We start from the raw sequence: 21517 nt of genomic DNA on the forward strand, positions 1-21517 counted from the left end.
ACGATTGGCGCCCCCGAGACGAATCGAACGTCCGACCTGCCCCTTAGGAGGGGGCTGCTCTATCCACTGAGCTACGAGGGCACGCTTTTTGGTGAAAGTAGCCTCTATTTTACGTCGTACAGATATAAGGTTGTTTGTCGGCGGTCGGCTATTTTGCATACTTTGCGGGGTTTTACGCCGGGCACAATAAAGCTATTGCTGATTAGTAGTTGCGCTGCTTTTTTTTCAGTTTGCAATTTTTGCCACAAACTCGGCATCGGTTGTGGCGATAAAAAAGCATATAAGACATTAAATTCGTGGAGTGTGCGACGCTCAAAACTTTCTCGATGCATAACGATATTTGGGTACATGCGACAAGACCAGCGGCTGTAGAAATAGGTTAGCGGGGCAGTTTCAAACCCCGAAAACTGACAATCTGGCCGCAGCTTTGCCAGGTGTTTTAAGACTCGGCCTGTGCCACTGCCAAGGTCAGCAAAGTGAGCGCCTTGGGGGAGTAGTTTGGCCAATTCATCGCAGGTTGCGATATTACTGAGGTATAAAGGAACGCGATTGCGGGCCGTATTCCAATACAGCAGGAGCGTAATGAGAAACAATAGTAAATAGAGCCAACCTGGTAAATGAGCTTGGTAGGCTGCATATAGGCAGATTGGTACCAGGGTGTGGATGAGATGCCACCATTGGGGTGAAGCCCAGAGCCAGGAAAGCAAGCCTGCCAGCAGGGCATGTAGTAATGTTAAACCGGCTAAGATTGCGGGTAATGTAAAGACTGTATCAGGCAGTGCAAATGGCAGACATAACCAGACTATTGCTGCGCTGACGAGCTGTATCGCGATTGCTTGAATAAGCAGAGAGCGAGTCGTTTTGGGTAATGTCAAAGGCGAATCAAGCTGTTTTTCATCAGGAGTCACCGTGGATTTTTTGACCATACATGCGCGCTTGAATGATTTGACTGAGATAGGCCGTATGTTAGCGCGCGAAAGAGATCTCGCGACACTCCTAGAAAAAATTCTGCGGGCTGCGCAAACCTTGACGCTCGCTGATGGCGGATCACTTTATCGCTATGACCCGGATAAGCGCCAGCTGGCCTTTGCCACTGTATTGAATGATTCACTGGGTTTTTGGTACGGGGGGACATCTGGCCAACCCGTTCCGTTCTCGCCACTGCCATTATTTGATGACGCTGGCAGAGCATTAACGAGCTCTGTGGTGACGCACTGCGCCCACCAATTAGAGACCGTAGCAATACCGGATGCGTATGCTGCAGAGGGATTTGATTTTACGGGGGCGAAAGCCTTTGACCGGCAGCATCACTACCGCTCAGTGTCATTTTTAACTGTACCGTTACTTGATCATAACCGGGCGTTATTGGGCGTTTTACAGCTAGTCAATGCGCGCAATAAACAGGGAGAGATCATTCCTTTCGCTGAGGCTGATGTGGCCTTTATTGAGGCACTGACAGCCCAGGCTGCGATTGTTTTGGATAACCATTTGATGGTGGTTCAGCTCGAGGAGTTGTTCAGTAAATTTGCCAATTTAATCGCCGCTGCGATTGATGAAAAGTCGAAACATACCAGTGCCCATTGCCAGCGCGTGCCAGCACTAACGATGCTGCTTGCCGACGCGGCACACGCCCAGAAATCGGGGCCACTCGGTTCATTTACGATGTCCGACTCAGATCGCCGCGAATTGCTGTTGGCCGCAAATTTGCATGATTGTGGCAAGATCACGACGCCAGAGTACGTGCTTGATAAGGCGACCAAGCTTACTGGTATGCATGATCGAATTGAGGCGATTGAGCTGCGTCTGGAAGTGGTGAAGCGAGATTGTCAGATAGAAGCGGCACAGCGTCGGTTGGCAGGTGCGGATCCAGAAGTGACTGCCCAATGGCTTGAGGCGCAATTAGCCATTCTTGAGGCTGACCAGCGTTTTTTAAGAAAAACTAATTTCGGGGTTGAGCGCATGGCTGCAGACGATATGCAGCGTGTCAAATTGCTCGCTCAGCGTTTGTGGCGTAACCCTCGTGGTCAGCATGTACCGCTTTTATCGGCAGAGGAAGTAGATGCTTTGTGCATTCCCTATGGCACGTTGAGCCAGACAGAAAGAATGCAAATCAATAACCATATCGTGGCCACCATAAAAATGTTGGAAGCATTGCCTTGGCCGCCACAGTTAAGAAATGTGCCGGAGTTTGCGGGGGGGCATCATGAACGTATGGATGGTCGCGGTTACCCCAAAGGCTTACGGCGGGAAGATATGTCATGGCAAGCGCGCATGATGGCGTTGGCAGATATTTTTGAAGCCCTGACTGCTAAAGATCGACCTTACAAACGCCCCAATACACTCAGCGAAGCCATGCAGATCTTGGCAAAAATGGTCGCGAACCAGCATGTTGATCCAGATCTATTTCGGTTGTTTGTCACTGAAAAAGTCTATTTGGCCTATGCAGAACATTATCTCGATCCAGCACAAATTGATTCAGTTGAGATCGAACATATTTTGGCGCTAGCGGGATTGTCCCCTGCTTAACGGTGCCGCAATTTAGTGAGCAATCGCTGGTTTATTAATAGCAAGGCTATTAATAATTTCACCTCAAATTACCTCTGCGTAGTTATTTTTCTTACAAAGGATATGGCGATTTGCTCACGTCATCTTTGGAATATCTCTGATTAAGTTATCTGGGGGGTAGGTCGATAATGCGTTTAACGGTAATCCCGCCGTTAAACCCGTGGTAGATAAAAACGTTACTTAAGTGCAACAAGAACAACAGGAGTAAGTGCGATGAAAACCAACAAACTGATCGACGAAATCCGCGAAATGAATCTTTCTTACCTCTTGCTGGCCCAGCAAATGGTCCGTACTGACAAGGCGGAAGCGATTTTTAGGCTTGGCATCAGTGAAGACGTTGCTGACATTATAGAGGGTCTTTCCGTTGCGCAAGTGATGAAAATTGCCGCTTCACAGGGCATGTTGATGTGCCGTTTCCGGTTTGATGATGAAATTGTCTGGAATTTATTGACCAGCCATACCGCTGAGAAACAAAAAAATGCTGCAGCGGGCATGCATGCTGCCATTTTAATGGCCAGCCAAGCCGCAGAGGTGGCATGATGGCTAAGACCAAAAGTATTGTCGATGAAGCACGGCAGATCGCCCTTGCTACTGAATTGATTCAACTTGATGCGCGTTTACAAGTGCTGGAGTCGGAGGTTCACCTTAGCCGTGAGCGTTTACTCAAGCTATATAAAGAGCTGAAAGGTAAGTCGCCGCCCAAAGGCATGCTGCCTTTCTCGACCGATTGGTTCATGACCTGGCAGCCGAATATTCATTCTTCACTCTTCATGAATATTTATCGTCAAATTATGAATGCCACCGAAATCGAGCCGATTGAAGCAATCATTCGCGCTTTTCGCCTCTATCGAGATCAAGTCGCCGCTGTTGGCATGCCGGATGTCTTGAGTATTACCCGGGCCTGGCGACTGGTGAAGTTTTTCGAGGCCAATATGTTAGCCATGACGCAATGTCGGGAATGCGAAGGGCATTATGTTGTTCATCCCTATGATTTAACAGATCGGTATGTCTGTGGACTCTGCCATATGCCATCACGTGCCGGAAAAACACGACAAGCCTTATTTTCAAATGATGAGTTAGCCGCCCATTAATACACTGATTTGGCAGTAACCATTTGACGTATTGACAGACTTTTTTGAAAAAAGATTTAAGTTTCCGTTGAAAGTGTCGATAGGCAGTTAGTAACGTCTGCCTCTTTGCCTCCGTTGCGGCCCGGTTCCTCTTCCTCCCCCTGTCGTATTTAGAGCCGGATTCAGCCGCCCCGGAGGTTTTTTTTGCGCTAAAGTCACCAGCAGCGCTGAATTATTCCTTCTTATTCCAACATCGCCGTTGAAGATAGCAATTATGCTAAAGAATGCATAAGGCTTGCCGAAAATTGCCTGTAGGCATTTTTCTGGTGGTTGTCTGCACAGACGCAAGACAATAAAGAAAGACAGATTTTAGAAGGCAGCAAGACATGTTCGTCATTATTGGTTACGTCGTTGTTCTGGGCTGTTGCCTCGGCGGTTTTGCGCTGGCAGGGGGGCACTTAGCTGTGCTGTGGCAGCCTATTGAAGTCTTGATCATTTTGGGAGCTGCTACAGGGGCCTTCATCATTGGTAATTCCCCTAAAGTGATCAAGGCAACCTTGAAGGCCCTGCCTACTGTCCTAAAAGCATCAACGCATAGCAAAGCACGCTACATGGAATTAATGGCGATGATCTTTGATGTGTTGACCAAGGTGCGCAAAGAAGGGTTGATGTCGATTGAAAAAGATGTAGAAGACCCTCACAACAGCCCCACTTTTTCTAAATATCCCACCGTTTCTCATGATCACCACCTGATGGAGTTCATTACCGATTACCTGCGCCTGATGGTTAGCGGTAATTTGAATCCCTTGGAGATCGAATCACTGATGGATAGTGAAATCGAGACCCATCACCACGAAGCTGAGGTACCTGGTCATACCATCGCTAAGCTTGCGGATGGTTTGCCCGCCTTCGGTATTGTGGCCGCGGTGATGGGGGTTGTGCACACCATGGAATCGGTGGGGCGTCCCCCATCTGAACTTGGGATGATGATTGCCGCTGCGCTGGTAGGTACTTTTTTGGGGATTTTAATGGCCTATGGTTTTGTGGGCCCCCTCGCCAGCTTGCTTGAGCAAAAAGCCATGGAAGATACCAAGCAGTTGGAATGCGTCAAAGTCACCCTTCTAGCCAGTTTGAATGGGTATGCCCCAGCATTGGCAGTCGAGTTCGGGCGCAAGGTTCTTTACTCTACTGAGCGCCCAACCTTTATCGAGTTGGAAACCCATGTTAAGCAAAGTGCAAAAAAATAGCGTGATGAATCATGGCAAATAAGGACGACGATAAGCAAATAGTTATCCGCCGTATCAAAAAAGTGGCCGGGGGAGGCCATCACGGCGGTGCTTGGAAAATTGCTTATGCTGACTTTGTAACAGCCATGATGGCCTTTTTCCTGCTGATGTGGTTGCTTGGTTCCACCACCAAAGGTGATTTGCAAGGTATTGCTGATTATTTTAGCTCTCCGTTGAAAGTTGCCCTTGAAGGAGGTTCTGGGGCTGGAGACAGTTCCAGTCTCTACCAGGCTGGCGGGGAAGATCTCACGCGACAGCACGGTCAAGTGAAGCGCGGTGATGTTGCGCCTAAAAATCAGATGATTAACTTACAGGCAGCAAAAGCCGAGATGGAGCGCCAGGAGCGTCGTCGGATGTTTGATCTGAAGGCAAAAATTGAGGGCGCAATCAGCAACAGTGTCGAGCTGAAGCAGTTAATGAACCAGATCAAGATGGAAGTAACGGCGGATGGATTGCGCATTTCTATCGTCGATGAACAAAATCGGGCGATGTTTGACAGTGGCAGCGCCGTATTAAAAGATTACACAAAGGCACTCTTGCGTGAAATTGCCCAGGCTTTGAACAGTGTGGATAACCGCATTAGTCTTTCAGGGCACACAGATGCCACGCCCTTTGCCAGCGGCCAGCGTGGCTATAGTAATTGGGAGCTCTCTGCCGATCGTGCGAATGCTTCTCGACGAGAAATGATTGCAGGCGGACTCGATGAAAACAAGGTGTTGCGGGTGGTGGGTTTAGCCTCTGCCCTGCCGCTAGATGCCGAGCATCCCAATGCGCCAGTGAATCGGCGGATCAGTATTACGATCCTGAATAAAAAAGCTGAAGAAGCTGTGGCTAATGAAGATCGAAAATTTGACGTAAATGAATCTGAGCAGAGACAAGTTTCAGGTAAGAGCAATCCTTGAAATTGTCTTATGTAAGAAAACAGGCAGTATCTTGACACGATGAATAGCTGAGACAGGAGCACGAAATGGCCAAGCAACATGAATATCAATTGATTGACATGATCAATGACAAAGCCCGGCTGGCAGGTTCTAACAAAATGGAACTCCTGTTATTTTCGCTGGGTGGACATGAAACATTTGGCATCAATGTGTTCAAGGTGCGCGAGGTTTGCGAAACCTTGCCGATTACTAAAACCCCGAATATGCCAGGTGGGGTAGAGGGAATCATTTCTTTGCGCGGTAGCATCCTGCCCGTGCTAAATCTGGCTGCGTGCCTCAACATGGAAAACGACAAACCCAAGACTAAGTTGATCATTACTGAGTTTTCCACTCACACCCAAGCTTTTCTGGTCCACGATGTGGATCGGATCGTCCGGGTTGATTGGGATCATGTGCGCGCCCCCCAGAGCATGCCAGCTCACGTATCCGGGAAAATTACCGCACTGACTGAGCTGCCTGATGGCAAATTGGTTTCCATTCTGGATGTTGAGCAAATTTTAGGCGATGTAATTGGTGATGAACCTGTACCAACCTTTGAGCCGGTGACCGAAGAGGTGGGCAATGCCACGCTGTTCTTTGCCGATGATTCGCCTTTGGCTCGTAAGAAAATTATGGAAGTACTGGATAAACTCAAAATTACCTATCAGTTTGCCCACAATGGCCGTGAAGCTTGGGAGAAACTTCGTGCTGTTGCGGCTAAAGCGGAAGCTGAAAACGCGAATTTATCGAAGCAGATTGGTATGATTCTGGTTGATGCTGAGATGCCTGAGATGGACGGTTATGTGTTAACCCGACACATTAAAGAAGACGCCCGTTTCAAAGGTATTCCAGTGGTGATGCATTCTTCTCTCTCTTCGGTGGCTAACAAGAAATTAGGCCAGCAAGTAGGGGTTGACGGCTATGTCGCTAAATTCCATCCAGAAGAATTGGCGTCGATGATAACAAACATGATGCGTAATACGAAGGAGGCAGCACTATGAATCCAGACCAAATTAAGTTTTTGATTGTCGATGACTTCTCGACAATGCGTCGGATTGTCCGTAATTTGTTGAAAGAAATTGGCTACAGCAATGCTGACGAAGCAGAAGATGGTGCCGCCGCCTTACAAAAGCTTAAAGCGGGTAGCTTCAATTTTGTTGTAAGCGATATCAATATGCCGAATATGAATGGTTTCGAATTGCTGCGGAACATTCGTGAAGATCCTCAGCTCAAGACGCTTCCTGTTTTGATGGTAACAGCCGAAGCCAAAAAGGAAGATATTGTGTTGGCTGCTCAGATTGGTGCCAGTGGTTATATCGTCAAGCCGTTTACCAAAGCGACGCTTGAAGAGAAGCTAACCAAGATCATCCAAAAATTACAAGGCTAACAACAAAAATTCATAAGGAGAGCATGATGGCTAACGATCCAGATGATCTGGAAGCGCTGTTTGACCAAATTTCATCGCAGCGTGTCGCTGAAGAAAAATCAAAAGAGGCTCCTGCTGCCAGCGCTGCCCAGACGGCAGCAGCTCCAGCAAACGCTCAGGATGTCAAGGCACAGTACGATCAGGTTAAAGATGCTTATGATATTTTTCAGCGTGTTGGTACGCTAACACGTAACCTACACGACGCGTTGCGTGAGTTGGGCTATGACAAGAAACTGGATAGTGCCGTAGGGAGTTTACCCGACGCAAGAGCGCGCTTGACCTACATTGCTAATTTGACTGGTCAAGCTGCTGAGAAATCATTGTCTTGTGTTGAAAAGGGACAAGATACGGCGGGCAAGCTCGAGGCTGATGCGGTCAATTTACGTGATCGTTGGGAAAAGCTTTATGCCAAACAACTGTCTGTGGACGAGTTCAAGGCTTTGGCTGGCGATACTCGGGGCTTCTTACAGAAATTACCTGAAACCTCAGGGCAATTTAACGGCCTATTCCTAGACATTATGATGGCCCAAGATTTTCATGATTTAACCGGGCAGGTGATTAACAAGATTGTCAATATTGCCCAAACGCTTGAAGAAAGTTTGGTCAAATTGTTACTCGATGCCACGCCGCCAGAAAAACGGGTTGATGCCGCAGACAGCTGGTTGAATGGTCCCGTTATTAATGCTCAGGGCCGTACCGATGTGGTATCCAACCAAGAGCAGGTTGACGATCTACTGGCCAGTTTAGGTTTTTAGCACGAGCTTAATTTTGAAGAAACGAGGCACATAATGTCCTTATCTGACGCGCAAGATCTCCTGCAAGACTTCCTGACAGAGGCGGGTGAGCTACTTGATGATGTGGATATGAAACTCGTCGAGTTAGAGCAACGACCTGATGACAAAGCCCTGCTTAATACCATTTTTCGTGGCTTCCATACGATTAAAGGGGGCGCTGGTTTTTTAGAGGCCCATGCGCTGGTTGCACTATGTCATCGCACCGAGAGTCTCTTTGATAACCTACGCAGCGGTAAGATGGCTATTACGCCCGAGGTAATGGACGTAATTTTGGCTTCCACCGGCGAAGTGAAGCGGATGTTTGGTCAAATGGCCGCAGTGCAAGACCCTTCGCCGGCACCGGCCGAATTGATTCAGGCTTTGGATGATTGCTTGCAAGGCAAGGTCCCAAATATCCATGGCAATGTTGCCGCAGAGCCAGAGCCAGCCGTTGTCGCCCAAGCGGCCGTACCAGAACCCGTGGCTGCACCTGTAGCCCCGGCACCCACTAGCACACATGCTAGTGGCGAGCTTGATTGGAATAGTTTGTATCAAGCCATTGTTGGAGGGGCCTCGGCGACGCCTGTACCTCAGCCGGCCGCTGCCGTTCCAGCCGTGCCAACCGCGATACCGGCTTCTGCGCCGGTGCCAGCGCCCGCTCCCGCTGCAGAGGCTCCTGCGGCAGCAACGCCTGCAACGCCAGCACGGACGATGAAGGCAGCCCCTGCCCCTGCGCCAGTGGCCGCCGCCAAAGAAAATACCATTCGGGTAGATACCCAGCGTTTCGATCAGATCTTGAACTTATCAGGAGAGATTGGCCTCACCAAAAACCGATTAAACCATTTGCGCTTGGCTTTATTGCGGGGAGAGCAAGACGATACCACCATGAAAACCATGGAAGCGGTGATTGGTCAAATGGATATGCTGGTGAGTGACCTGCAATCTGCGGTGATGAAGGCGCGGATGCAGCCAGTAGGCCGTGTATTCCAGAAATACAGCCGGTTGGCGCGTGATGTCGCCAGAACATTGGGTAAAGATATTGAACTGGTAATTTCTGGGGCAGAAACCGAAGTTGACAAAACAATTCTGGAAGAGTTGAACGACCCCTTGGTGCATTTGGTCCGTAACTCTTGCGATCACGGGATTGAAACGCCGAAAGAACGCCGTAGCCAAGGTAAACCCGATCGTGGGACGATTAATCTCTCCGCACGGCAGACCGGCGATCATATTGTGATCGAAATCGTGGATGACGGCCGTGGAATGCGGCCCGAAATTCTCCGGCAAAAAGCGATAGAAAAAGGCTTGATTAAGCCCGATGAGGCGGCACTGTTAGATACGCGCCAGAGTCTGCAATTGATTTTCCTGCCTGGGTTTTCGACGAAGTCCGAAATTTCTGATCTGTCCGGACGTGGTGTTGGCATGGATGTTGTAAAAACCAACATCGAGAAACTCAAAGGCCGTATTGATATTCAGTCTGATGTGGGGCGAGGTTCCAGGATTACCATTTCCCTACCGCTGACGTTGGCCATTTTGCCTGTACTCATGCTCACGTTGGATGAGCAGATTTTTGCAATTCCGCTGTCTGCCGTGCGTGAAATCATCCCAATCCAGGATGAAAACCTCCAATATGTCTCGAATAAACCCATGATGGTGGTTCGTGGCGAAGTCATGCCTTTGATTGATCTCTCTTCGACGATTGGGCGCGCACGTGAAACGCCTGCCAAAGTAGGGGTTGTTGCGGTTGTTGAAGAAAAGGGAGTGGTGCTTGCGGTAGATAGCTTTGTGGGTCAAGATGAAGTCATGATCAAACCGCTGGAGGGGGTCAAACCCAAAGGCGTTGCAGGCGCTACCTTATCGGGCGATGGCGTGCTGGTTTTGGTGCTGGAGCTCCGTGAGTTATTGGATGGCATGCTATAACTGAGCCTAACGAGTTTCTTACCCGTAAAATCGGGTCCCAAGTAAAAAGCGCGCTGGACACAGCGCGCTTTTTACATCCAGAGAGAGCGCACGCTCAGGGTTACAATACATGCAAATAGACTAACCCCGCTGCCTGCGCGGGCTAGTTTCTATGACCGATTAATGACTGGAAACGCTCGTTTTGAATGCATTTGCTCTAAATACCGATATTCCCCCCCTGTCTAGTCCCAGTGATCAGCGATTTCTTCGTGATGTGCTGGGAGAGTTTGTCACTGGCGTGACGATTATGACGACCCTCAACCAGCAGGGGGAGCCTGTTGGTTTAACCGCAAATTCGTTTAACTCTGTCTCGTTGACGCCGCCGCTGGTCTTATGGAGCCAAAATCGCCAATCGAGCAATGCCAGTGTGTTTTCGCAGGCTTCTTATTTCGCTGTCAATATTTTAGAAGTAGGACAAGCGCCATTAGCGCGCCAGTTTGCGAGTAAAGTTGCAGACCGTTTCGCCGGTGTGAGTTACGAATTGGCCGCAGAGGGCGTACCTCTGCTAACGGGCTGTTTGGCCTGGTTAGTCTGTCGGCGTCAACAACACTATGAAGCCGGTGATCACCTTATTCATTTGGCAGAGGTGGTGGCTTGCCAGCATCAGTCCAATCAGGCGCCTGGCTTGGTATTTCACCGCGGTCAATTTTTTTCGAGTTCTGGTGGAAGATCAGAGTAAAATTTCGGCGCTGAGGGTATTGATTATTAGATCGGATCAAACAAACTGGTATGGCAGCGATCCGTAAGCTCACGCAATAGATCGCTGCTCAGCGCGATGGACCGCATCTTTTGGGGAGAAAACTTTGTTTAGTATTATTCAAGCAGCGGGTTGGCCGATCTGGCCCTTATTATTGGCATCAGTGCTAGCGATTGCGTTGATCATTGAGCGTGCCCTTTCCTTAAAAACTGAGAAAGTTATGCCATCTAATCTGGTGGGCGAGGTATTGCAATTACACCGGCTACGTCAGGTCAATGCCGATGTGTTACAGAAACTTGAACAAAATTCACCACTCGGAAAAATTCTGGCGGCGGGCCTGCGCAACGAGCGCGCGACGCGTGAGGTGATGAAAGAAGCCATTGAGGAAGCAGGGCGTGCAGCCAGCCATCAACTTGAACGATTTCTGATGACGCTTGGTACGATTGCCTCGACAGCCCCCTTGTTTGGGCTCTTTGGCACCGTGGTCGGGATGATTGAGATCTTTGGCGCATCCGCGCCGACGGGAACTAACCCACAAGCCTTGGCTCATGGTATTTCAGTGGCGTTATACAACACAGCTTTTGGCATAGCTGTGGCGATTCCTGCGATGATTTTTTATCGCTACTATCGTGGCAAGGTAGATAGCTTAATCGTTGACATGGAGCAGTTGGCGATCAAATTTGTCGATGCCTTACATGGAACGGGTTTTCCTGCTGCGGGGCCGGTCACCCCAGCCAGCCCAGCGACAGCTAAACCAGCCGCGACCAACAAGAAGCGCTAGCAATCGGGACCAGAGCCATGAATTTCCGTCGCGGTATGACACGTGAAGAGCCAGAAATTAACTTTATTCCATTGATTGATGTGCTGCTCGTCATTTTGATTTTTCTGATGGTGACAACAACCTATTCTAAGTTCAGCGAGTTACAAATAACCCTGCCAACTGCAGAGGCGAATAAAGCGGTTGAGCGTGAGAAAGAAATCATTGTTTCAGTCACTGCTGATGGCAAATATGCGATTGACCGCGTGTTGGTGAATTTCGTTAATGTCTCCACACTGGCGCAAGAGCTGCAGCGCGTCGCTGGGGACCGGGTAGATCCTACGATTATCGTCAATGCCGATGCAGGTGCCAGCCACCAAGCCGTGGTGAATATTTTGGAAGCAGCGCGTTTAGCGCAATATCCACGGCTCACCTTCGCTACTCAAACCGGGAGCAGCCGCTAGCGTCATGTGGCGAGCAAAAATACTGGCCCTGTGGGCGAGGCCGCGTCTCTCAATGTGGCTCTTTCCCTTATGGCCTATATCCTTGTTTTATCGCAGCGCGATGGCGCTACGGCGTTATGCCTATCGTCAAGGATGGCTCAAAGCCTGGCGCGCTCCAGTGCCAGTGGTTGTTGTTGGCAATGTCTACGTCGGGGGAACGGGTAAAACGCCATTTACCCTAGCCTTGGTGAAACTTTTACAACAGCAAGGCTGGCGTCCCGGGATTGTCTCCCGAGGTTATGGGGCACGGCAGTCAGCCACTGATAAACCAGAGCTGGTCTTGCCAGAAAGTGACCCACTACAGGTTGGTGATGAGCCCCTACTCATGGCGCGTCGGCGTAATTGTCCGGTTGTGGTCCATCGCCAGCGTGTGACAGCGGTGCAGCACCTGCTGTCCTTGCAATCAGAGATTGACATCGTTGTTTGTGATGATGGTTTACAGCACTTGGCGCTGGCGCGTGATCTGGAAATCATGGTGCTTGACCAGCGCGGTTTTGGAAATCGACACTGTTTGCCTGCCGGGCCCTTACGGGAACCGGCAATACAAGCAAACTCTTTTTCTGTTTGGGCCTGCAATGGCGCTGTTCCGCCAGTTTCCGCATCACCCAGTCATGGTGTCGTCCTTATCCCTTTTGTTTTAGAGCCGACGGCATTGCGTGCGGTCGCGGATCAATCCCCCTATGCTTTGCCAGACTTAGCGGGTAAGCGAATTCTGCTTTTTGCCGGCATCGGCGCGCCAGAGCGGTTCTTTACGAGTATGCAAACAATTCTGGAAAAGGCACAAGCAGAACACTGGCAAATGCGAGCCTTTCCAGATCATCACCCTTATCAGTCAGCGGATCTGGCGAGTTTAATTGCGCAGTCTGCAGGTCAGCTTGATCTTTTGATTTGTACTGAGAAAGATGCCGTAAAATGTCAAAAATTTGCGGCTCAGCTAGCTTTGCCACTTCTATATCTGGCCGTAGAAGCCCAAATCGACGAATCAGTCCGTCCGCAGTTGTGGCAAACATTGGCAGCACTCAAACAAACTCAATCGATTGAAGCCTTGAGCCGAATCAATCAACCCACAATGTAATCGATCAGCATAGAACAGTGAGAAATTCAAATGGATAAGCGTTTACTCGATATTCTGGTATGTCCACTGTGCAAGGGGACGTTGGAGTTCGACCGTGCAGCACAGGAGTTAATCTGTCAGCACGATAAATTGGCCTTTCCCATTCGTGATGGCATCCCCGTGATGTTGGCCGACCAAGCACGGCCTTTAGAGCAACAATAACCCTTTATGTTCGTTGCGATTATCCCCGCCCGCTACGCCTCTACGCGCTTGCCTGCTAAGCCATTGGCAGATATAGCGGGTGCACCGATGGTGGTGCGCGTTGCCCAACAAGCCTTGCGCAGTGGTGCGAGCCGCGTCTGTGTGGCCACCGATGATGCGCGGATTGTTGAGGCTGTCCGAGCGCATGGCCTTGAGGTTTTGCTAACGCGCGCCGATCATCCTACGGGCACGGATCGCTTGGCTGAAGTGGCCACCCAGCTCGGTTTGGCAGACGATACGATTGTGGTTAATGTGCAGGGTGACGAGCCTTTATTACCCCCTGGTTTGATTGATCAAGTGGCCGCCGCGCTGGCCAATGCGCCCGATTGTGCGATTGCCACTGCCGCCCATGCCGTTCATGATGCGGCGGAATTTTTTAACCCTAACATCGTCAAAGTCGTACTGAATGCGCAGGATGAGGCGTTGTATTTTTCCCGTGCGCCCATCCCGTATGCGCGGGATGCTTTTGCGAGCGAAGCGGGACGAGCGATACTGCCCGCCGCTTTTCCGGCATTGCGCCATATTGGCTTGTACGCATACCGGGCTGGCTTCTTGCGCGCCTACCCAAATTTAGCCAGCACTGCGTTGGAACAATTTGAAGCACTGGAGCAGTTGCGGGCATTGGGGCATGGCTACAAAATCAAGGTGATGACACTTCCTAGTGCGCCCCCAGGCGGTGTGGATACCCCCGAAGATTTAGCGCGCGTGCGACAAATCTGGCCCACGCTGCAAGCAGGTTGACCAATTGGCAAATACTCAGTAAGGTTGCGGCAAGCCATACGCCGCATGATGCGAGCACAATATCAATCATAAAAAATCAACGAGACACACACTTTCAACTTTTAGGATTCATATGCGACTCATTCTCTTAGGTGCGCCCGGTGCGGGTAAAGGTACGCAAGCGGCGTTCATTAAAGAAAAATACGGGATTCCCCAAATTTCTACCGGCGATATGCTGCGTGCCGCCGTGAAAGCAGGTACGCCATTGGGTATTGCCGCTAAACAAGTCATGGATGCAGGTGGGCTGGTGTCGGATGACATCATCATTGGTCTAGTAAAAGAGCGCCTCAAAGAAGCGGATTGTGCCAACGGTTATTTATTTGATGGCTTTCCGCGCACAATCCCCCAAGCCGATGCTCTGAAAGAGGCCGGGGTGTCTTTAGATTACGTGCTGGAAATTGATGTTCCCCACAGCGAAATCATTGAGCGCATGAGTGGCCGTCGTGTCCACGTTGCCAGCGGTCGGACTTATCACGTCAAATTCAATCCTCCGAAAGTGGCGGGCAAAGATGATGCAACCGGCGAAGACCTGATTCAGCGTGATGACGATAAAGAAGAAACCGTCCGTAAGCGCCTAGATGTATACGAAGCGCAAACCCGCCCGCTGGTCGATTATTACTCCGGTTGGGCGGCGACAGGCGATGCCAAGGCCCCCAAGTACCGCAAAATTGCCGGGACCGGTTCGGTCGAGGAAATTACGGCACGGGCGATGGCGGCATTGAAATAAGCGCTTGATTTAAGCAACTATCATAAAACAAGGCCAGCAATGCTGGCCTTGTTTGCTCTTCTTTCAGCGCGAGCTAGCCTTTGCGTTTAAAGTCTTTTAGGCGGAACCCCAGCGCCAGCAGCACGGCAAAGTAAACAGCGGCTCCACCTACGATCAACCCGCCGAGTTTGAGTAGGCGCAGCCACCACAGCACCGGTGCGCTGGGGCTGCCCACCCATGTTATGCCTTGGTTGACCCACCATAAAAAGCCCGCCATCGCCACCAGCGCCAGTGTTAATTTTGCGAAGAAGCTCAGCCAACCCGCGCAGGGCTGGTAGTGCTTGCCACTGCACAAAAAGGTAAAAAGTAGCAGGGCGTTCACACAGGCTCCGACACTGATGGAGAGCGCTAAACCTGCATGAGCCATCGTGGGAACTAACAGCCAATTGAAGAGCTGGGTGGTGATGAGGGCGACGACCGCAATTTTCACCGGCGTGCGCAAATCTTGGCGGGCATAAAAACCAGGAGCGAGAATTTTGATGCCAATCAAACCACACAAACCTACGCCATAGGCCATCACGGCTTGCTGGGTCATGGCTACATCATTTGCGCTAAATCGGCCATAGTGAAACAAGCCTGCGGTCAGTGGCTCGGCCAACATGCATAAGCCGACGGTGGCGGGCAGGGCCAGCAAAAACATCAGGCGTAAGCCCCAATCCAGCAAGGCATTGTATTCAGCGGGATCGGTTTTACTGGCACGACTTAGGCTGGGGAGTAGCACCGTCCCCAATGCCACCCCGAGCATGGCCGTGGGGAATTCCATGAGCCGATCGGCATACGTAATCCACGACACGCTACCCGCCGCCAGATGTGAAGCGATATTGGTGTTGATGAGCAAACTAATCTGTGCGACCGACACCCCAAAAATCGCGGGCCCCATTTTCTTCAGCACGCGTCGTACGCCGGGGTCGGCGAAAGCCGCGCCGACTCGCCAGGTAATGCGCGGTAGCATGCCCACCTTACGCAAGGCGGGGATTTGAATCGCGACTTGCAATACGCCGCCAACCAGCACGGCGACGGCCAAAGCATAAATCGGGGTGTGTAAATGCGGGCTGAGCCAAAGCGCTGCGGCAATAAAGCTCAGGTTGAGTAACACTGGGGCAAAGGCGGGTAAGCTAAATTGCTTCCAAGTGTTGAGGACGCCCGCGCTAAACGCCATCAGGGTCGCGCATAAAATATACGGGAACATCCAGCGGGTGAGCGACACCGCTAAATCAAAGCCTTGCGAATGCTCGCCCAAGCCACTCGCCATCGCCAGTACCAAGGCATCCGCAGCAATGACGCCAATCACGCTGACTCCCAGCACGGCCCAAAATAGCACTGTCGCGGTATCGTTGACTAGCCGCTTGGTTTCCGCTTCCGGCTGGGTAGCTTTGTATTCAGCTAAAATCGGCACAAAGGCTTGTGAAAAAGCCCCTTCGGCGAATAAGCGCCGCAGCAGATTGGGCAGACGAAAGGCTACAAAAAAAGCGTCGGTCTCACTCCCGGCGCCAAATAAACGGGCAATTAGGTTTTCGCGGATGAGCCCCGTAATGCGGGAGAGCAGGGTCATGCTGCTAACGGCAGCAGCGGCTTTGAGAAGATTCATATAAGAACAGTTTGCTTAACGTGCTGGCATTGTAAAGGCTGTCGAGCGATTAACCCAAGTTGAGTGAGTAACTGGGGTCCGGCGCATCTCGCAAGAAAGCGTGCTTTACCGGCCATCCATTTTTAGGCTATAATGCTCGACTTTTCACCACCTTGCCGCACCAAAGGGATATTCCCTCGACGCTGGGCGGCTTTAACCATAAGGAGTTGTAATGCGTCATTATGAGATTGTTTTTATTGTCCACCCTGATCAGAGCGAACAGGTCCCTGCCATGATCGAACGCTACAAAGGCTTGATCGAAGGTCAGGCAGGCAAGATTCACCGTCTGGAAGACTGGGGTCGCCGCCAGTTAGCTTATCCAATCCAAAAGCTTCACAAAGCGCACTACGTTCTGTTAAACATTGAATGTGGTCAGACAACGTTGTCTGAGCTTGAGCATGCGTTCAAATTTAATGACGCTGTTTTGCGCCACCTCATTTTGCAGAAGAAGAACGCTGAAACAGGCGCTTCTCTCATGATGAAAGAAGTCGCGAAAGAAGAAGCGCAAAAAGCAAGTCGTGCCGCTGCTGAGCAGGCTTCTGCCTAACAGCATGGTGCTGGATCCGCGTCGTTAATAATTATCTGAGTTTGAACGCGTGATTGATGCCATCAACCAAGTGGTACTAGATGGCAAATTAGTTGAATGTGGGGCAGTGCGATATACCCCCGCAGGTATCCCGATCTTAGAAGGGGTGCTACAACATCAGTCAACGGTGCTTGAATTGGCAAAACCGCGTCAAGTGCTCTGTGAAATCAGATGGTTGTTAGCAGGTGAGCAGGCATTATCTATGCAGACGCACGCGCTTGGATTAAGTGTCCGGATGAATGGTTTTCTGGCAAAAAAAAGCCTCAATAGCAAAACCCTTGTCCTACATGTGCAATCCCTGCAAATACTGGATCCACGCTAAATTTGTCACGTAACTGAACCGAATTAATTTAAAGGAATCATCATGGCCTTTGTGAAACGCAATAACCGCGATAAAAAACGTCCTCAACAAAACCCTTTGTTCAAACGTAAAAAGTTCTGCCGCTTTACTGTCGCTAAAGTGGAAGAAATCGATTACAAAGATATCGAAACGCTGAAAGACTTCATCCAAGAAAACGGCAAAATTATTCCTGCCCGTTTGACAGGAACAAAAGCCAACTACCAGCGTCAATTAAACGTCGCGATCAAACGTGCCCGTTTCTTGGCTTTGTTGCCATATACCGATAATCACTAAGCCGCTGATAGGACAGGAGTAACGAATTATGCAAATTATTCTGCTAGAAAAAGTTGTTAACCTCGGCCAGCTGGGTGAAGTGGTCCGTGTTAAAGATGGCTATGCACGCAATTTCTTGATCCCTCAAGGCAAAGCCAAACGCGCGACAGAAGTCGCGATCAAAGAGTTTGAGGCACGTCGTGCTGAGCTAGAAAAAGCCCAAGCCGAAAAACTGGCTGCGGCTCAGGCGCTGGGTGAGAAACTGAATGGGTTGACCTTGGCAATCACAGCGAAAGCCGGTGTAGATGGCCGTTTATTTGGCTCGATCACCAATATCGATATTGCTGAGCAACTTAAAACCAATGGGTTTGCGATTGAGAAAGCCCAGATTCGCTTACCTAATGGCCCGCTGAAAACCATCGGCCAACATGGCGTTAGTGTGGCACCGCACACGGATGTTGTTGTTGATGTCACGATTGATATCGTTGCTGAAAAAGCCTAAGCGCTTACAACAATCGAAAAGCCAGTTAGCTTGCTAGCTGGCTTTTTTTATTTGAGCTTCGCTATCTCTCGGTAATGGCAGGCGTAAAATCTTCTTTCATTTCAGTGTCAGGTAAGTTGATATGGATATTCCCCCTCCCGTTATGCCCGCTGATCCTCAGCTTGATGCGTTACGCGTTCCACCGCATTCAGTGGAGGCTGAACAGTCTGTGCTCGGGGGGCTACTCCTCGACAATGCTGCGTGGGATCGCATTGCCGATGTGATCCGTGAGGAAGATTTTTATCGCTTTGATCATCGTTTGATTTTTCAACAGCTCAGCCGCTTGATTAGCAATGGAAAGCCGGCTGATGTCATTACGGTGTTTGAAGCCTTACAAAATGCCGGTAAAGTCAACGATGCAGGGGGCTTGCCTTATCTCAATAGCTTGGCCCAAAATACCCCGTCGGCAGCCAATATTGGCCGCTATGCCGAGATTGTGCGCGACCGCTCGATTTTGCGACGGCTGGTAACGATTAGCGACGAGATCAGCGCGGCTGCATTTAATCCACAGGGTAAAGAAACAAAACAAATCCTGGATGAAGCCGAACAAAAAGTGTTTCATATTTCAGAAGAGCGGGCGCGTGGAGGGTCTGGCTTTCAAGCTTTACCGGGCTTACTGAGCCAAGTCGTTGAGCGTATTGATGAGCTTTATCACCGCGATAATGAGAGCGATATCACTGGGGTGCCCAGTGGCTTTAGTGATTTAGATAAAATGACGTCCGGCCTGCAACCAGGAGACATGGTCGTCGTGGCAGGTCGTCCGTCGATGGGTAAAACGGCCTTCTCACTCAATATTGGTTCGCACGTTGCCGTGGAAGAGGGCTTGCCAGTCGCGGTGTTCAGTATGGAAATGCCAGGGACACAACTGGCGATGCGGATGCTGGGGTCGGTTGGGCGGCTGGATCAGCATCGCGTGCGCACCGGTCGTTTGACGGATGATGATTGGCCGCGTCTGACGCATGCCATCCAAAAAATGCAGGATGCGCAGTTATATATCGACGAAACGCCTGCCTTGTCAGTGATTGAGCTGCGTTCACGCGCTCGCCGCTTGGCGCGCCAGTGCGGCAAGCTTGGCCTGATCATTATCGACTACATTCAGCTCATGGCTGGTGATGGTAGTGAAAACCGGGCAACCGAATTGTCTGAAATCTCTCGTTCTTTGAAGGCGCTAGCGAAAGAGCTCAATTGTCCATTGATTGCCCTGTCACAGCTCAATCGCGGCTTGGAGCAACGACCCAACAAACGGCCTGTCATGTCAGATTTGCGTGAGTCTGGCGCGATTGAGCAGGATGCCGACGTCATTATTTTCATTTATCGCGATGAGGTGTATAACCCAGACTCGCCCGATAAAGGCACTGCAGAAATTATCATTGGTAAGCAGCGGAATGGCCCGATTGGTACCGTCAGATTGACCTTCCTGGGGCAATATACGAAGTTTGAGAATTTCGCGGGGGGCAATGCGTTCTTTAGCAATGAATAGAAAACGCCTTGTACACTACTTTGGCCTGGGCAGTGTGCTGTATTGCCTGAGCTTGGGGCAGACCTTTGCCGATCAAGACGATCAAAATGAGGCAGGATTGCTGCTGCAACTCGCGGCTTACAGCAAAGAGCAAGCGGCACTTTATCGAGCCAATCCCAATGCGGGGCTCACGCTTGCACAGGATGATGAGGTTTCCGCAGGTACATCACCAGAACCCGTCAGTAACATACCTGGCCAAGCATTACGTCATGCCCAGGCTGATCTCTGCCATCGTTATGAGCGGGTTATAGATGGCTATACCGGCGTTTCCCTTAGTCAAGAGAACCAACTTAATCTGACCCTCTTTTCGTATCTGATGCGGGAATGTCGAATGCGAGAAGGTTTACCCATGCATTTGATGGCCTTGCTCCCGACTGATGGGCTCTGGCTCGCTGTGCCGGAGCATGCAAGTGGTCGGACTGGGCTAAACTTTAAACAGCGCGCTGCGCATGAACAAATGCTGCTCTTGATCCAGCTTGCCAGCGATGAGCTCAATGCCTATCCAGCCTTGCTGAATGAGGGAATTCGGACTGGCTATGTGTTGCCCAAGCGCTTGGTGCTACGGGTGCTAGAAAAGCTAACGTTGCTGTTACAGCAAAAAGGGCAGAAGCAAAACGTTGTTAATCAGCTCCCACACAAGCTACCCGCTGATCTTTCTGTGACTGAGCGGCAAGCTTTTGAGCTGCGCTACCAAACCGGGCTTGAGCAAAAATTATTTCCTGCCTATCAGAGATTACAGTCGTATCTTAAGCAAGTGTATTTGCCCGCTGCACGCGAGAGCATTGGCATTGACGGCGTACCAGAGGGGCCCCAGTTATATCAGCAACTGATTCGTTTACATACAACCCTGGATCTGAGTCCTGCCGCTATTCATCAGGATGGGCTGGCAGAGGTTGCTGAGATTAAAACCCAGATCGCGGCGCTCCAGCGTGAGCGCAGTGACTCGGCAGCGCAACCTGCTGTAGCGCGCTATGCGAGCCGACAAGCGCTGCTAAAAGCCTATCAGGAGCGAGTCGGGGAGCTTCAGCAGCGCAGTCAACCATTGTTTAAAGTCCTACCACAGGCAGTGCTGGGGGTGCAGTTGATCGATCCCTATCGTGAGGCCAATACCTCCAGCCAATACAAGGCTGTTTTTCCGGGGCGCCTGGGGTTGTTCTGGTTAAATGCGCAAGATCTCAATATGGGTCCGCAAGCAGTGTCGCTGAGTCTATTGCTCCATGAGGGGTGGCCTGGACATCATCTACAAATGATGCGCCAGCTTGAGTCCACCTCACTCCCGGCTTTCCGCCGCAATAAGCTCTATACGGCTTATGTCGAAGGGTGGGGGTTATATGCCGAGACTCTGGGCTATAACATGGGGTTGTATGAGAATCCCGAAGAGCACGCAGATCATCTTCAGCATCGCCTGCTACGGGCGGTGCGGTTGGTTGTCGATACGGGGATTCACAGTCAGGGTTGGTCTTATGAGCAGGCGATCGACTATATGCGCCAGACAACCGCATTCAGTCAGGCGCGTGTTGTCACCGAAGTGGAGCGCTATATCGCTTGGCCTGCACAGGCATTGGCGTATCACCTAGGCGCACGTGAAATCCAGACATTGCGCCAGATTGCTTACACGAGGTTGCAAGGCGAGTTCGATCTAGCGGCATTCCATGAACAGGTCTTGCAACTGGGCGCGGTACCGTTACCAGTATTGCGCGAGCAAATTTTACGCTGGCTCGATAACTTCTCCCGCTAAATCCATATCAGTTGCAGTGCTAAACCCCGGATAAAAGAGGGGTGTGATGCGACGTATGCAGTGGTGGCTCTCAGGTAAA

The 21517-nt window shown here is 50.6% G+C and carries 24 protein-coding genes and 1 tRNA gene; 22 read left to right on the plus strand and 3 right to left on the minus strand.

Annotated elements, in window-relative coordinates; genetic code table 11:
- Positions 1 to 5: 5 nt before the first annotated feature.
- Both DU000_RS01045 and DU000_RS01050 read right to left on the minus strand, forming a co-directional pair.
- Positions 6 to 81: transfer RNA gene (locus DU000_RS01045), tRNA-Arg, on the minus strand.
- Between the two features lie 23 nt (positions 82 to 104).
- Positions 105 to 926 carry a class I SAM-dependent methyltransferase gene (locus tag DU000_RS01050; RefSeq protein ID WP_114401508.1) on the minus strand — a complete coding sequence of 274 codons (822 nt, stop codon included), beginning with the start codon at positions 924 to 926 and terminating at the stop codon, positions 105 to 107.
- Between DU000_RS01050 and DU000_RS01055 the strand changes: the two genes are divergently transcribed.
- From DU000_RS01055 to adk, 16 genes are all read left to right on the plus strand, one after another.
- Positions 910 to 2526 (plus strand): HD domain-containing phosphohydrolase, encoded by a 1617-nt coding sequence (locus DU000_RS01055; RefSeq protein ID WP_338049450.1) that lies wholly within the window; start codon positions 910 to 912, stop codon positions 2524 to 2526. The two genes, DU000_RS01050 and DU000_RS01055, sit on opposite strands and share 17 nt — an antisense overlap.
- Positions 2527 to 2778: 252 nt before the next feature.
- The gene (gene flhD / locus DU000_RS01060) at positions 2779 to 3105 is read left to right on the plus strand and encodes a flagellar transcriptional regulator FlhD (protein WP_114401509.1); all 327 of its coding nucleotides are present in this window, start codon (positions 2779 to 2781) and stop codon (positions 3103 to 3105) included.
- The gene (gene flhC / locus DU000_RS01065; RefSeq protein WP_114402044.1) at positions 3105 to 3656 is read left to right on the plus strand and encodes a flagellar transcriptional regulator FlhC; all 552 of its coding nucleotides are present in this window, start codon (positions 3105 to 3107) and stop codon (positions 3654 to 3656) included. The genes flhD and flhC overlap by 1 nt, the downstream gene beginning before the upstream one ends.
- Before the next feature lie 365 nt (positions 3657 to 4021).
- A complete protein-coding gene (gene motA / locus DU000_RS01070; RefSeq protein ID WP_114401510.1) occupies positions 4022 to 4882 on the plus strand; it encodes a flagellar motor stator protein MotA in 861 nt (286 codons plus the stop codon).
- 11 nt (positions 4883 to 4893) lie between these two features.
- On the plus strand, positions 4894 to 5823 hold the full coding sequence (gene motB, locus DU000_RS01075) for a flagellar motor protein MotB (protein WP_114401511.1): 930 nt from the start codon (positions 4894 to 4896) through the stop codon (positions 5821 to 5823).
- A gap of 65 nt (positions 5824 to 5888) precedes the next feature.
- The gene (locus tag DU000_RS01080) at positions 5889 to 6842 is read left to right on the plus strand and encodes a chemotaxis protein (RefSeq protein ID WP_114401512.1); all 954 of its coding nucleotides are present in this window, start codon (positions 5889 to 5891) and stop codon (positions 6840 to 6842) included.
- Positions 6839 to 7228, plus strand: a complete 390-nt coding sequence (cheY, locus tag DU000_RS01085) for a chemotaxis response regulator CheY (RefSeq protein WP_114401513.1) — start codon at positions 6839 to 6841, stop codon at positions 7226 to 7228. Before DU000_RS01080 ends, cheY begins: the two co-directional genes overlap by 4 nt.
- Before the next feature lie 26 nt (positions 7229 to 7254).
- Positions 7255 to 8022, plus strand: coding sequence for a protein phosphatase CheZ (gene cheZ / locus DU000_RS01090; RefSeq protein ID WP_205073992.1), 768 nt, complete (start codon positions 7255 to 7257; stop codon positions 8020 to 8022).
- Positions 8023 to 8055: 33 nt separating this feature from the next.
- Positions 8056 to 9957, plus strand: coding sequence for a chemotaxis protein CheA (locus DU000_RS01095; protein ID WP_114401515.1), 1902 nt, complete (start codon positions 8056 to 8058; stop codon positions 9955 to 9957).
- 181 nt (positions 9958 to 10138) lie between these two features.
- Positions 10139 to 10675 carry a flavin reductase family protein gene (locus tag DU000_RS01100; protein WP_240001753.1) on the plus strand — a complete coding sequence of 179 codons (537 nt, stop codon included), beginning with the start codon at positions 10139 to 10141 and terminating at the stop codon, positions 10673 to 10675.
- Positions 10676 to 10799: 124 nt separating this feature from the next.
- Entirely contained in the window at positions 10800 to 11474 is a 675-nt protein-coding gene (locus tag DU000_RS01105; protein ID WP_114401516.1) for a MotA/TolQ/ExbB proton channel family protein, read from the plus strand.
- Between the two features lie 17 nt (positions 11475 to 11491).
- Complete coding sequence (locus DU000_RS01110) at positions 11492 to 11914, plus strand: ExbD/TolR family protein (RefSeq protein ID WP_114401517.1); 423 nt, start codon at positions 11492 to 11494, stop codon at positions 11912 to 11914.
- Between the two features lie 52 nt (positions 11915 to 11966).
- Positions 11967 to 13028, plus strand: a complete 1062-nt coding sequence (gene lpxK, locus DU000_RS01115) for a tetraacyldisaccharide 4'-kinase (protein ID WP_275667790.1) — start codon at positions 11967 to 11969, stop codon at positions 13026 to 13028.
- 30 nt (positions 13029 to 13058) lie between these two features.
- On the plus strand, positions 13059 to 13229 hold the full coding sequence (locus DU000_RS01120) for a Trm112 family protein (RefSeq protein WP_114401519.1): 171 nt from the start codon (positions 13059 to 13061) through the stop codon (positions 13227 to 13229).
- 6 nt (positions 13230 to 13235) lie between these two features.
- The gene (gene kdsB / locus DU000_RS01125; RefSeq protein ID WP_114401520.1) at positions 13236 to 14009 is read left to right on the plus strand and encodes a 3-deoxy-manno-octulosonate cytidylyltransferase; all 774 of its coding nucleotides are present in this window, start codon (positions 13236 to 13238) and stop codon (positions 14007 to 14009) included.
- Between the two features lie 112 nt (positions 14010 to 14121).
- Positions 14122 to 14775 carry an adenylate kinase gene (gene adk / locus DU000_RS01130; RefSeq protein WP_114401521.1) on the plus strand — a complete coding sequence of 218 codons (654 nt, stop codon included), beginning with the start codon at positions 14122 to 14124 and terminating at the stop codon, positions 14773 to 14775.
- A gap of 73 nt (positions 14776 to 14848) precedes the next feature.
- Here the strand turns inward: adk and murJ are convergent, their stop codons facing one another.
- Complete coding sequence (gene murJ / locus DU000_RS01135; RefSeq protein WP_114401522.1) at positions 14849 to 16402, minus strand: murein biosynthesis integral membrane protein MurJ; 1554 nt, start codon at positions 16400 to 16402, stop codon at positions 14849 to 14851.
- A 211-nt stretch (positions 16403 to 16613) separates the two neighbouring features.
- On the opposite strand from murJ, the gene rpsF reads away from it, so the two are divergent.
- From rpsF to DU000_RS01165, 6 genes are all read left to right on the plus strand, one after another.
- On the plus strand, positions 16614 to 16988 hold the full coding sequence (gene rpsF / locus DU000_RS01140; RefSeq protein ID WP_114401523.1) for a 30S ribosomal protein S6: 375 nt from the start codon (positions 16614 to 16616) through the stop codon (positions 16986 to 16988).
- Between the two features lie 49 nt (positions 16989 to 17037).
- A complete protein-coding gene (gene priB / locus DU000_RS01145; protein WP_205073993.1) occupies positions 17038 to 17349 on the plus strand; it encodes a primosomal replication protein N in 312 nt (103 codons plus the stop codon).
- A gap of 42 nt (positions 17350 to 17391) precedes the next feature.
- Positions 17392 to 17661, plus strand: coding sequence for a 30S ribosomal protein S18 (gene rpsR / locus DU000_RS01150; protein ID WP_114401524.1), 270 nt, complete (start codon positions 17392 to 17394; stop codon positions 17659 to 17661).
- Positions 17662 to 17689: 28 nt separating this feature from the next.
- Entirely contained in the window at positions 17690 to 18142 is a 453-nt protein-coding gene (gene rplI, locus DU000_RS01155) for a 50S ribosomal protein L9 (protein ID WP_114401525.1), read from the plus strand.
- A 121-nt stretch (positions 18143 to 18263) separates the two neighbouring features.
- The gene (locus tag DU000_RS01160) at positions 18264 to 19661 is read left to right on the plus strand and encodes a replicative DNA helicase (protein WP_192878410.1); all 1398 of its coding nucleotides are present in this window, start codon (positions 18264 to 18266) and stop codon (positions 19659 to 19661) included.
- Positions 19654 to 21438, plus strand: coding sequence for a DUF885 domain-containing protein (locus tag DU000_RS01165; RefSeq protein ID WP_158529599.1), 1785 nt, complete (start codon positions 19654 to 19656; stop codon positions 21436 to 21438). Before DU000_RS01160 ends, DU000_RS01165 begins: the two co-directional genes overlap by 8 nt.
- Positions 21439 to 21517 lie beyond the last annotated feature (79 nt).

It is taken from the genome of Parvibium lacunae (genome assembly GCF_003335215.1).
Taxonomy (GTDB): domain Bacteria; phylum Pseudomonadota; class Gammaproteobacteria; order Burkholderiales; family Burkholderiaceae_D; genus Parvibium; species Parvibium lacunae.